We start from the raw sequence: 12718 nt of genomic DNA, 5'->3' as shown, positions 1-12718 counted from the left end.
TGCCAGCAATGGGGACATTCGCCAATCCCCGCCTGACGGGCATTTCATCGGCAACACGCTTCGTTTCACCGCAAAGCCGGATTCTGACGCTCTGGTTGCGATCTGTTCAGGTTGGGCGGCGTAAACCTTAACAAACGAAGCAGCGGGACTGGTCGCCAAAGCAGGTGAGGTCCTCCTGAAATGAGGAGAACGAAGATGTTCAACCTGAAGAAATCCGCACTTGCGCTCGTCGCCGCCTCGACCGTCGCAAGCGCAGTCCCTGCGACCGCAGCCGTCCTCCCGCAGGCCCATGCCGGTGCCGCGATCTCCACGCAGTGGAACGAGGGCTGGGACGATGATGACCGCTGGGAGCATGGCCGCGAACGCCGCGACTGGCGCGGGCACGGCCGTCATGACCGCTATGATCGTGACTACGGTCGCGGATATGACCGTGGCTATGACCGCAACTACTACCGCAGCAATGACCGCGGCTACTACGGTGATCCGGTCTATCGCAACACCCGCGTCTGGCGCGGCAACGACGGCCGCTACTACTGCCGTCGCTCCAACGGCACGACCGGTCTTCTGATCGGCGGTGCTGCCGGTGCCCTGATCGGCCGCGAAGTTGCCGGCAACTACGGTGACCGCACCCTGGGCGCGATCCTTGGTGCCGCCGGTGGCGCCCTGCTCGGCCGCGAGGTTGACCGCGGCGGCTCGCGCTGTCGGTAATTTGGGCCGCTAACAGTTACTGACCGTCCTTCGGGTCGCGCTGAAAGGTCGGCAGGGGAGCGCTCCGCACAAGCGGGGCGCTCCCTTTTTCTTAACCCTGTTGCGCTAGTCCCAAGCAATGCGCAGCCTCGGCCTGGTCATGACATTCGCACTCGCCGCATGCGGCACTGCGCCCGTGGAGCAGGACAAGACTCCGCTCGATCCGGTCATGACCGAAGCGCTCGAGGGCCAGCTGATGGTCGATCCCGATCTCAGTCAGCAAAACATGCGCAATCTGGCGATCGTGCCCGGCGGCCCGATAGACCCTGCGCTCCCGCTACCCGATCCGAAAAGCTGAGGTCCTACTCGCTGCGCAATCCCACGCCGATGCTCGCGCGCGGCTGGTCCATCTCGGTCGAGGCAACCGGATAGGCGCAGTAATCCGCCGCATAATAGGCGCTAGGCCGGTGGTTGCCCGAAAGCCCCACGCCGCCAAACGGTGCTGCCGAGGAAGCCCCGTTGGTCGGCCGGTTCCAGTTGACCACGCCCGCGCGGATATTCGCCCAGAAGCGGTTGTAATCTTCGGGACGCCCGCCGATCAGCGAGGCCGAAAGGCCGAAACGGGTGTTGTTCGCCTCGGCAATCGCCTCGTCGAAATCGTCGATCTTCACCACCTGCAGCAGCGGGCCGAACAGTTCCACGTCGGGCCGCTCGGCAATGCCGGTTACGTCGATGATCGCAGGGCTGAGGAACGGCAGTCCTTCCTGCAGCCGCACCATGTGCTTGATCGGACGCCCGCCCGACGAGAGCAGATAGACAAAGCTTTCGGTCAGCCCGTCGGCCGTACGGTTGTCGATCACCGGCCCCATGAACGGCGCAGGCTCGTCGAACGGTGCGCCGACGATGATCCGGTCGGCCAGTCGCTTCACTTCGCCGACCACCGCATCGTACATCGAAGCCTTGATGATCAGCCGCCGCCCCGCCGTGCAGCGCTGGCCTGCGCTGGTGAAGGCGGACTGCACGATCAACGTTGCAGCATCCTCGATTTTGGGCGTGTCCCACACGACGATCGGGTTGTTGCCGCCCATCTCCAGCGCGACGATTTTGCCCGGATTCGAAGCCAGCTTGCGGTTGATCGCGATGCCTGCATGGGCCGAACCGGTGAACAGCACGCCGTCGATCCCGTCATGCGCGACCAGCGCCTGCCCTTCCGCAGGCCCGCCGATCAACACCTGAACGACTGCTGCCGAAATCCCTGCGCGATGGAAGCACTGCGCCAGCATCTCACCAGTGGCAGGCGTCTTTTCCGAAGGCTTGAACACCACCGCGTTGCCCGCGATCAGCGCGGGCACGATATGGCCATTGGGCAGATGCGCGGGGAAGTTGTACGGCCCCAGCACCGCCAGCACGCCATGCGGCTTGTGCCGCAGCGCCGCAGTCCCCTGCATCGCCGAATCGAGTTTGCGCTGCGAGGTGCGGTCGGCGTAGGCGCGGATCGAGATCTCGACCTTGTTTACCACGCTCTCGACTTCGGTGCGTGCTTCCCACAGCGGCTTGCCCGTCTCGCGCGAGATCATCATGGCGAGCTTGTCTGCGTCCTTGCGGACCTCGTTGGCAAAGCGCCGCACCAGTTCGATGCGCGTGGCCAGCGGCTGGGCGGCCCAGGCAGGCCAGGCCCGCCTTGCACGCGCGACGACTTCATCGACATCGCCGATCTTGCCGCGCCATACCTCGGCGCCGGTTGCGGGTTCAAACGAGACGATTTCGGCAGCTGCCACGGATTTGCCTGCTCTTCTTTTCGGTTCTTGCGCGAACGATGGGGTCCCGGTCCCGGGGCGTACCGTAACGCGACATTCGTTACCGATTAAACAATATTCACCCGCGCTACCACCCCCGTAGACGGGAAATCATCAAGGCCTGTGCCCCTCGGGTTCCGGTCGTGCCCCCATGGCTTCGCCCATCCGCCGCACCGCCTCGACCTTGGCGAACAGCGCGCTCCAGTCGTCGCTCTCGGCAATCGGCTGCCAGATGGCTTCCACCTCATCGATCGGCATGGACTGCGGTGCGGCGTCGGACCAGTAGGGATGGCTAAGGTCAGCCGCGGCATAGGGCGCCAGCGCCGCCTTGAGCGCCTGCTCCTCCTCGCCCGCGCAGAAGTCCCCGCGCCCGCCGCGATGCGCAAAGAAGAACGCATCCGGCCCCAATCCTTGCGTGACCATCACCTTCTCGCACGCCCCGATCAGCGCGGTGTCTTCCTCCAGTCCGCGTTGCTCCACGCCAAGCCGCCAGAGCCACCGCCGCGTCATCGCGTGTTGATAAAGCTCCGGATAGCGATTGAGCGCCTCGATCAGCGGCGGCGCGTCAACCAAAGTCCTCAAAGCCACGGCTAATTGCCCGCAATTCCAGTGAATCGCCTCGGGCTGGCGGCCATAGGCATAAAGCCCCTGATGATCGAAATAGGCGGCGGTAAAGCCCGGCTCCCACTTCGGCAGCCAGCGCCAAGGCCCATAGTCGAAGCTCTCGCCCGTCACGTTCATGTTGTCGGAATTGAGCACGCCATGGACGAAGCCCGCCACCATGTAGCTCGCCGCCATGTCGGCCATGCGCTCGACCACCTGGTTGAAGAACCGCACTGCCGGATGGGCTGCATCTTCATGCCCCCCCGGAAAATTGGCGAGGCAATAGGCCACCAACTGCGCCATCTCGTCCTCAAGCTCAAGCGCCGCCAGCCTTTGGAACGTGCCGATGCGAATATGCCCGTGGCTCAGCCGCACCAGCACCGCCGAGCGCGTCGGCGAAGGCTCGTCCCCCCGGTAGAGCGATTCGCCCGTCTCGATCACCGAAAGCGTGCGGCTGGTGTTTACTCCCAGCGCCTCGAGCATCTCGGTCGCCAGAATCTCGCGCACCGCGCCCTTCAGCGTCAGCCGCCCATCGCCCGCGCGGCTCCACGGCGTCTGTCCGGACCCCTTGGTGCCAAGGTCCATCAGCCGGTCGTCGCCATCCAGCATCTGCGCGAAGGTATAGCCGCGCCCGTCGCCCAGATCCGGGTTGTACACGCGGAACTGGTGCCCGTGATAGCGCAGCGCCAGAGGTCCTGGCATATTGCCTTCCAGCGGGTCGAACCGCCCGAAGTGCCGCACCCAGTCTTCGTCCGAAAGCCCTGCCAGCCCGACATCCGCCGCCGCCCTGTCATTGCGCCAGCGCAGGCGTGTTTCGGGGAAGTCCGCCGGGCGCACCGGATCGCCGATCCAGTCAGCCAGAGCCATGATCCTGGGCGAGGGACGATAGATCGCGTCTTGCGGGAGCGCCTGCATCCGGCAATAGTGGGCATGACCAAGCCTGCCCGCAAGCAGGCACCCCCGATTTCACGCGGAATACCAGAAGAAATGGCCGAATACGAAGATCGCTACTGGACCAGCAGCGACGGATTGCGCCTGCATTTCCGATATTTCGATGGTGACGCTGCCAAGCCGCCAGTCATCTGCCTGCCCGGCCTCACCCGCAATGCCCGCGATTTCGAAGACCTTGCCACCCGGCTCGCCGGTACATGGCGCGTGCTCTGCCCCGAAATGCGCGGGCGAGGGGACAGCGATTACGCCAAGGACCCGATGACCTACACGCCCATGCACTACCTGCAGGACGTCGAGGCCCTGCTCGCACATGAAGGGATCGACCGCTTCGTCTCCATCGGCACCTCGCTCGGTGGACTGCTCACCATGCTGCTCGCCATGTCGAACCCGCAGCGCATCGCCGCCGCCGTGCTCAACGATGTCGGCCCCGAAGTGTCGGAAAAGGGGCTGGAGCGCATCCGCGGCTATGTCGGGCAGGGGCGCAACTTCGAAACCTGGATGCACGCCGCCCGCGCGCTTCAGGAAAGCAGCGGTGATGTCTATCCCGATTGGGACATCACCGACTGGCTCCGCTACGCCAAGCGCATCATGGTGCTGGGCACCGGCGGCCGCATCGCCTTCGACTATGACATGAAGATCGCCGAACCTTTCGAGGCTCCTGCCGGAGCCACTCCGCAAGTCGACATGTGGCCGCTCTACGACGCGCTCGCCACGCGCCCGCTGCTGATCCTGCGCGGTGAGACCTCCGACATTCTTGAACCCGCAACGGCCCGAAAGATGGCCTCGCGCCCCGGCGTCGAACTCGTCACCATCCCGCGCATCGGCCACGCGCCCACGCTGGACGAGCCTGACAGCATCGCCGCGATAGAGCGCCTGCTCGCCAAGGCATGACCCAGAACAGGACTGCGCCTGCGCCGATCAAGCTGCTTCACCTGCATTCCACGTTCGATGCGGGCGGCAAGGAGCGTCGGGCTGTTGCCCTGATGAACCGCTGGGGCAAGGGTGCCGCCGGCCGCAATCTCGAACACCACATCGTCTCGGCCCAGCCGGGCGCGATGGGCGCAAAGTCGCTGATAGACAAACAGGTGCGCGCCTTCTTTCCGTTCGGCTTCCCGCCGCTTGCGGGCAAGCTGCGCATCGGCCGCCTGCAACAGCTCGCCCGCGCCATGCAGGGCTTCGACCTGATCCTGACCTACAACTGGGGCGCGATGGACGCAGCGCTCGCCCATGCCATCTTCGCGCCGTCGATGGGCCTCGCTCCGCTGATCCACCACGAAGACGGCTTCAACGCCGACGAATCCGGCGGTCTCAAGCGCAGCCGCAACTGGTATCGCCGCGTCGCACTGGCCCGCGCCAGCACGCTGATCGTCCCCTCGCGCCAGCTCGAAGACATCGCGCTCACCGCCTGGCACCAGCCGCGCGGGCGGGTCCTGCGCATCCCCAACGGCATTGAAACCTCGCTCTACGCCAGAAAACCCCGGCCCGATGTCCTGCCGCGCGTGGTCAAGCGCCCTGGCGAGAAGTGGCTGGGGACGCTCGCAGGGCTTCGCGCGGTCAAGAACCTGCCGCGCATGGTCCGCACGCTGGTCGATCTGCCGCCCGAATGGCATCTCGTCATTCTCGGCGAAGGGCCGGAGCGCGAGGCGATCCTGGCCGAGGCCATGCGGCTCGATATCGGCCACCGCGTGCACTTGCCCGGCCACGTTGCCGATCCTTCCGCCGCTGTCGGTCTGTTCGATCTCTTCGCGCTTTCGTCCGACAGCGAACAGGCCCCGCTATCCGTAATCGAGGCCATGGCTGCAGGCCTTGCCGTGGCCAGCCCTGCTGTGGGCGACGTCGCCGAAATGGTGTCGGAAGAGAACCGACCGTTTATCACCCCGGCCGGTGATGACGCTGCCCTGACCCAGACTGTTGCCGCACTTGCTGCCGATCCTGCCCTGCGCCAGCGCCTGGGCACCGCCAACCGCGCCCGCGCTGGAGCGGAATATGACGAGCGGGTCATGGCGAAGCGCTATGCCGAGGCGTACGCCCGGGTTCTTGGTCGTGAGGCATTCGGTTGAGGCTTCTGCTTCAGCCACCGTTCACGCGCAGGACGGCAGGCCCTTCGCCGAGAATCAATTCCGTTGAAAAGGCGGGGCCATCCGCTAAACACCGCGCCAGACAAACGCTAGCAATCTTCAACGTCACATCCCGAAAGCGCTGCCTTGGCTCTCCGTCCTGATCGCAATCAAACCCGTTCCAACCAGCTTGCCGAGCGCGCTGACGCTCAGGCCGATGGCTTCCTGCGCGAAGTTGACGATGCCCTGCGTGAAGACCAGGTCTTCACCGCGATCCAGAAGTACGGAAAGCCCGTCGGCGGGCTGATCGCTGCGGGCCTGCTCGGCCTTGCCGGATACCTCTGGTATGAAAACCACAGCAACGCCAAGGCCGCCGAACAGGGCGAAGCGCTGACCAAGGCGCTTGATGATCTGGAAGTGCGCAACCTCAAGGCTGCGACCGACGCTGTCGCCCCGCTCGCCAGCGATGGCACTGACGGTTACCGCGCCACCGCCCGGATGCTCGCCGCAGGCGTCCTGTCCGAACAGGGCAAGAATGCAGAAGCAGCCAAGGCTTTCGCCGCGATTGCCGCCGATGCCGATACGCCGCAGGCCTATCGCGATCTCGCCACGATCCGCGAAGTCTCGCTGACTTTCGACCAGCTTGGCCCAGACAAGGTGGTCGAACGGCTCAAGCCGCTGGCCGTCCCAGGCAACGCCTGGTTCGGCAGCGCAGGCGAACTCGTCGGCCTTGCCTACATGAAGCAGGGCAAGAACGATCTGGCAGGAGCGCTTTTCGCGCAGATTGCCAAGGACAAGACCGTCCCCGACACGCTGCGTCGCCGCACTCGCCAGATGGCGGGCCTGCTTGGCGTCGATGCGGTCGAGGAACCCGGCTCGGCCGCGATCGTCCAGCCGGCGCAGTAAGAATTTGAGGATGCATCCGATGACGCCGAAGCCCACTTTCCGCCGCGCCTCGCTTACCAGCGTGCTGGTCCTCGCGCTTGCTCTGGGCGGCTGCGGCGTCTTCGGCAAGAAGGGCGTCAAGACCACGCCAACCGTCGGCATGCGCCAGCCGATCCTGTCCAAGATCGAAGCCGGTACCAAGGTTGACGATTCGATCTCGCTGATGAGCGTGGTCCTGCCCGCTCCCGAAGTGAACACCGAGTTCGCGCAGGGCGGTGGCAATGCGTCGAAATCCTATGGGCACGCTGCCCTCGCGGAGTCGCCTTCGCGCGCCTTCAGCGTCTCGATCAAGGGTTCGAACGCCCGCCAGCGCCTGGCTGCTTCACCGGTCGTTGGCGGTGGCAAGCTCTTCGCGATGGATACCGACGGCACTGTCCACGCGTTCGATGCCATCACCGGCGCCCGCATATGGGACACCTCGGTCCGCGCCGAGAAGCAGAATGCGGGCTCCACCTTCGGCGGCGGCGCTTCCTACGATGACGGCAAGGTCTACGTCACCAACGGCGTCGGCGAGGTCGCGTCGATCGATGCCAGCTCCGGCGAGATCAAGTGGCGCGTGAAGCCCGCAGGCCCGCTGCGCGGTTCGCCCACGGTTGCCTTCGGGCAGGTCATGGTGATGAGCCAGGACAACCAGCTCTTCGCCCTCAACGAGGCCGATGGCGCAGTGCTGTGGAACGAGAATGCTTCCGTAGGCCAGACAAACGTGTTCGGCGTCGCCTCGCCCGCCGCAGGCCAAGGCACCATCGTTGCGGGTTACTCCTCGGGCGAACTCGTCGCCTATCGCTACGAGAACGGTCGCCAGCTTTGGGCCGATGCCCTCGCGCGCACCTCCATCGCCACTTCGGTTTCCACCCTGACCGACATCGACGCCGATCCGATCATCGAACGCGGCCGCGTCTATGCACTGGGGCAGGGTGGTCGCATGGCCGCCTATGAACTGGTCACCGGCCAGCGCATCTGGGAACTCAACCTCGCCGGCATCTCCACCCCCGCCATCGCGGGCGACTGGATCTTCACGCTGACCGACGAGGCGAAGCTGCTGTGCATCGCCAAGTCCAACGGCAAGGTCCGCTGGATGACGCAGCTCCAGCGCTATCGCAACGAAAAGAAGAAGAAGAACCAGATCCTCTGGACCGGCCCTGTCCTTGCCGGCAACCGCCTATGGATGGCGAACTCGCGCGGCGAGATCATGCAGGCCTCGGTCACCGATGGCACGGTCAGCGAATTCAGCAAGGTCGGCTCCAGCGTCACGCTTGCCCCCATCGTCGCCAACCAGACGCTCTACATCCTCGACGACAAGGGCAAGATCACCGCGTTCCGCTAATTCTTCCCCCCTCCCGCAAGCGGGAGGGGCTGGGGGTGGGCCTGCGGACAGACATTGGTCGCCTCATCACAACCATATCCTAACGCTTTGCGCGCTAAGGACGGGTGCATGAGCGCCCGTCCGGCCCCGCCACCATCAGATGTATCCGCAGGCACTGGCCTTGCCGGAGTCGCTGGCCTTGCCCTGTGGGTGCTGACCTGCCGCTTCTGGCCGCAGATCGTCACGACGCTGGGCCTCTCTGCCCCCGCCGAAGTCATGGATGGCCCCTCAGCCGCGCTCGCCGCGCTGCTGTTCTCCGGCAGCGCCATGGTCGCATGGTCGCTGCTGGTCGAGAAAGTCCACCTGCGCCCCTCCACCGGCATAGACTGGTCCGCCCCGCGCCCCTTGCGCGATGTGGTCGACATCTCGATCACAAAGATCGCCGGGCTCTGGGCCACATGGTCCGTGATCGGCTTCGCCTATTGCATCGCCCGCTGGTACTGGCGCGGGCAATACGTCTTCGCCATGGAAGTGCTGGAAACCGCCGCTCCCATCCTGTTCCTCGGCGCAATCCCTTACGTCCTGTGGCTTGACCGCGTGCTGGTAAACCCGCGCGATGCCTCGTGGCACTTCGGTGCCATGCTCATCGGCCGCGAACCGTGGGAGCCGGAAGAAGTCAGACGCCATGCACTGTCGTGGCTGGTGAAAGGCTTCTTCTGCGCCTTCATGATCTCGATCGTGCCAGGAGGCTTTGCTGCCGTCGTGCACTTCGATTGGGCTTCCGTCCTCCACGATCCCGTCGCGCTCGGCACCTTGCTGATCGAGACGATGTTCATGATCGACGTGCAGATTGCCATGGTCGGCTATCTCGTCACGATGAAGCCGCTGGACGCGCAGATCCGTACAGCCAATCCGCATCTTTCAGCCTGGGTCGCGGCGCTGATCTGCTACCCGCCCTTCATCCTGATGGGCGATGGCGACGTGCTCGATTACCGTCACAACGGCGCAGAATGGGCATTCTGGCTGCAAGGCCACACTGGTCTCCTGTGGCTCTGGGCCGCAGCGCTGGTGTTCCTCACCGCAGTGTATGCCTGGGCCACCGTCGCCTTCGGCCTGCGCTTTTCCAACCTCACCTATCGCGGCGTCCTGACCAACGGGCCCTACCGCTACACCCGCCACCCGGCCTACCTGTCCAAGAACGCCTACTGGTGGCTCGCCTCGCTGCCGTTCCTGACCACCAGCGGCTCGATGGTCGACGCCATCCGCAACACCGTGATCCTCGCCTTCGTCAGCGCGGTCTACTACTGGCGCGCCCGCACCGAGGAGAAGCACCTCTTCGCCGAAGACGCCAAGTACCGCGAGTACTACACCTGGATGGCCGAGCACGGCCCGATCACCGCCACTCTGCGCAAGCTGACCCGCGCGGTGACGCCAAAAAGACCGGTCGCTCAGGGTGCAAAAGGACCAACGTCGACAGTCTGATTGCGCCAACGGGCATGGTGGCCTTGTTTTTCAAAGATTTCCGAAGTGATGGCGCCAAGGCGCAAAGCATCGTTCACAGTGTGGACGTTCTGAAAGTTAACATTCTTGTTCGGCGGTACCGGGTTTTGCCAGTGGTTTGCATTTAAAGCAGCCTACATCGCCGCACCATAGGGAGTTCCGTGTCATTCGGCAGAAACGGGAACTCCATGAAACATTCACGTCGTCATGTGCGCCGTTGCGGTTCAGCGACAGCTCTTGCAGTCTTGGCCATGGCCAACACGGCCGCCGCACAGGATGCCCAACCACGCACCGCCTGGGAAGCTAGCCGCACCGTTGATGGTGATGATACGGTCACCACCGGCGTTGCCCGCGGGCGCGATCGCTTGAACAGCGCAACCTCCACCAGCGCAATCAAGGAAAATGACATCATTCGGCTTGCGCCACGGTCGCTCGCCGAACTGTTCCGCAACATTCCCGGCATCCGCGTTGAAGCAGGCGGTGGTGAAGCGCAGAACAATTACACCGTTCGCGGGCTGCCGATGGTCAACGGAGCCAGCAAATACATCCAGATTCAGGAAGACGGCCTGCCGGTCATGGAGTTTGGTGACTTGATGCGCCTGACGCCGGATCTCTTTGTGCGTGCGGACTTCAATGTCGCGCAGGTTGAATCCATTCGCGGCGGTTCGGCATCGACTTTCGCATCCAACTCCCCCGGCGGCGTCATAAACCTGATTTCCAAGACCGGGGAGGTCGAGGGCGGATCGATCATGGCCAGCATCGGCGCGGACTTCCAGAGCTACCGCACCGATTTCGATTATGGCGGCCGCCTGGGAGACGGCTGGCGTTTCCACATCGGCGGCTTCTATCGTGAAGGGGAGGGCGTGCGCGAAACCGGTTTCAACGCTTCACGCGGCGGACAGGTCAAGCTCAATGTCACCAAGCAGTTCGATGGCGGATACATCCGCGTCCATGCCAAGCTGCTGGATGACCGCGTCCCCACTTTCGCCGGCATGCCGCTTTTGGTCACCGGCACCAATGCCGACCCTTCCTTCGCCAATCCGCGCGGTGTCGATAGCGGTACCGATTCACTGCATTCACCCTATCTGCCGGTCGCGTTGACGCTCGGCTCTTCGGGCTCACCGCGCCGCAGAAACTTCACTGACGGGGTGGAAGTCAAAGCCAAGGCACTGGGCTTCGAAGCGCAGTTCAGTCTCGGTGAATGGTCGCTGACAAACCGCTTCCGCTATGCCGACCAATCAACGCGCAACACGACTCTGGTGAGTTCGGCCGCAGCACCTGCCGCTCAGTTCGCGACGCGGTTCGGTGGAACCGGGGCGACATACAGATATGCCGCGGGTCCGCGTGCCGGACAGTTGTTCGATGTCGCCAACGGCAACGGTCTGGTTGCCTTGTCGTTCTTCTCCGACAATGATGCGCCCGATGTCAGCAACATGACCAATGACTTGCGCATCAGTCGCGTCTGGAGCGTGGGCGGCGGGGACCTGACCACAACGACCGGCCTCTATCGGTCCAGCCAGAAGTTCGTCTCCGAAATCAGCTTTGCCACGTTCTTCCAGGATGTTGTCGGCGGCGGCCAATCGGTGCCGTTGAACCTGACGACCGCAGGAGGCGTTGCGGTCACCGACGGTGGCTATCGCAATTATGGCGGTCCAGGTGGTGCCGGGAACATCAGGGACAACAACGTAACCTATCAGACGACGGCACCATTTGCGTCCGTGAACTTCCACAAGGGGAAGCTTGCCTTGGGCGCGTCGGTGCGTTGGGACAACAGCCGCGCCAACGGCAACATCATGAACGACAGTGGCGTGCGGACCTTGGACATGAATGGCGATGGTGCCATCTCCAGGCCGGAAACACTGGTGTCGTTCGTGCCGACAGGCGTGACGCTCCCGGTGAACTACCACCACGATTACTTGTCATACTCCGTCAGCATGAACTACCGCCTCGCCGATCCGTTCGCGGTGTTCGCGCGCTATAGTCTTGGCGCTAGGGCAGCGGCCGACAAGATCCTGTTTACCCCTGCTGTCAGCCGGACCACCGGAGCGTTGGTGAACAGTGCCGCGGGCGATGATAGCGTGCGACAGGCGGAGGTCGGCTTCAAGTACCGGAACAACGGGCTCGTGCTGAACCTCACCGGCTTCCACGCGAAGACTGACGACACGAATTCGCAGATCCTCACGAACCCTGCGACCGGCCAGCTCGAGCTTTCCTCTGTCACGCGCGCTTATGAAGCGTACGGACTCGAGTTCGAAGGCGTCTTCCGGCGCGGACCGTTCAGCGTCATGGCGCACGCCACCTATACTGAAGCCAAGATCCGACGTGCCGAGAATCCGGTACTCGTCGGCAATGTTCCGCGTGGTCAGCCCAAGCTGTTGTACGGTCTGACCCCGCAGTTCGACACCAATGCCTTTACGGTCGGAGCCAACATCACGGGCGTCACGGGAAGCTTCGCGCAAGACATCAATCAATTGCGTCTGCCGGGCTATACCACCGTTGGACTGTTTGCGCAGGTCCGTCCGATGGAGCGGCTTGAACTGAGCGTCAACGCGACCAATCTGTTCAACACACTTGCCATCACTGGTATCTCGGAAGGTGCCCTGCCGGCATCGGGCGTGGTCATGACCAGACCCTTGTTCGGCCGCGCTGTATCCACGTCGGCAAGATTCTTCTTCTGATCGTGAGACTGGAGCCGGGCCTGACGATTGCTCTCATCAGGCCCGCAGCGCATTTGCGTAGTGCCGTCTATGCCATGACCCGCAGCCCGACGGGAGCTAGGGTCCAAACTCAATCAGGGCACGTTCGAGGTTCGAGGCAGAATGGCTCAGCGCAAGGAGGCAGGGCGCAGTAATATGTCGATATTTCCAGTCCTGCCG

At 63.8% G+C, this 12718-nt stretch carries 10 protein-coding genes; 8 read left to right on the top strand and 2 right to left on the bottom strand.

The genetic code is table 11. The features are described 5' to 3' along the window. The first annotated feature begins 195 nt into the window (after positions 1–195). Together ACZ1JX_RS10895 and ACZ1JX_RS10890 are read left to right on the top strand one after the other, a co-directional pair. Positions 196–708 (top strand): glycine zipper 2TM domain-containing protein, encoded by a 513-nt coding sequence (locus tag ACZ1JX_RS10895; protein ID WP_465123578.1) that lies wholly within the window; start codon positions 196–198, stop codon positions 706–708. Positions 709–826: 118 nt separating this feature from the next. After that, positions 827–1045 carry a hypothetical protein gene (locus tag ACZ1JX_RS10890; protein ID WP_465123577.1) on the top strand — a complete coding sequence of 73 codons (219 nt, stop codon included), beginning with the start codon at positions 827–829 and terminating at the stop codon, positions 1043–1045. A gap of 4 nt (positions 1046–1049) precedes the next feature. Here the strand turns inward: ACZ1JX_RS10890 and astD are convergent, their stop codons facing one another. Both astD and ACZ1JX_RS10880 read right to left on the bottom strand, forming a co-directional pair. Next, complete coding sequence (astD, locus tag ACZ1JX_RS10885; protein WP_465123576.1) at positions 1050–2465, bottom strand: succinylglutamate-semialdehyde dehydrogenase; 1416 nt, start codon at positions 2463–2465, stop codon at positions 1050–1052. Positions 2466–2597: 132 nt separating this feature from the next. Then, entirely contained in the window at positions 2598–4001 is a 1404-nt protein-coding gene (locus ACZ1JX_RS10880) for a protein adenylyltransferase SelO (RefSeq protein ID WP_465123575.1), read from the bottom strand. A 72-nt stretch (positions 4002–4073) separates the two neighbouring features. Between ACZ1JX_RS10880 and ACZ1JX_RS10875 the strand changes: the two genes are divergently transcribed. The 6 genes from ACZ1JX_RS10875 to ACZ1JX_RS10850 all read left to right on the top strand — a co-directional run bounded on the left by ACZ1JX_RS10875 (position 4074) and on the right by ACZ1JX_RS10850 (position 12520). After that, entirely contained in the window at positions 4074–4928 is an 855-nt protein-coding gene (locus tag ACZ1JX_RS10875; protein WP_465126397.1) for an alpha/beta fold hydrolase, read from the top strand. Continuing rightward, a complete protein-coding gene (locus ACZ1JX_RS10870) occupies positions 4925–6097 on the top strand; it encodes a glycosyltransferase family 4 protein (RefSeq protein ID WP_465123574.1) in 1173 nt (390 codons plus the stop codon). Before ACZ1JX_RS10875 ends, ACZ1JX_RS10870 begins: the two co-directional genes overlap by 4 nt. A gap of 144 nt (positions 6098–6241) precedes the next feature. Continuing rightward, positions 6242–7000 carry a tetratricopeptide repeat protein gene (locus ACZ1JX_RS10865; RefSeq protein ID WP_465123573.1) on the top strand — a complete coding sequence of 253 codons (759 nt, stop codon included), beginning with the start codon at positions 6242–6244 and terminating at the stop codon, positions 6998–7000. A gap of 19 nt (positions 7001–7019) precedes the next feature. Continuing rightward, positions 7020–8363, top strand: coding sequence for a PQQ-like beta-propeller repeat protein (locus ACZ1JX_RS10860; RefSeq protein ID WP_465123572.1), 1344 nt, complete (start codon positions 7020–7022; stop codon positions 8361–8363). Between the two features lie 108 nt (positions 8364–8471). Beyond that, the gene (locus tag ACZ1JX_RS10855; protein WP_465123571.1) at positions 8472–9824 is read left to right on the top strand and encodes a methyltransferase family protein; all 1353 of its coding nucleotides are present in this window, start codon (positions 8472–8474) and stop codon (positions 9822–9824) included. A gap of 269 nt (positions 9825–10093) precedes the next feature. Further along, entirely contained in the window at positions 10094–12520 is a 2427-nt protein-coding gene (locus tag ACZ1JX_RS10850; protein ID WP_465123570.1) for a TonB-dependent receptor domain-containing protein, read from the top strand. Positions 12521–12718 lie beyond the last annotated feature (198 nt).

The sequence above is a fragment of the Novosphingobium sp. BL-A-41-Hi4A-0G genome, assembly GCF_055521735.1.
The sequence above is the reverse complement of the archived record's forward strand: the minus strand, read 5'-3'. Positions and strand labels throughout refer to the sequence as shown.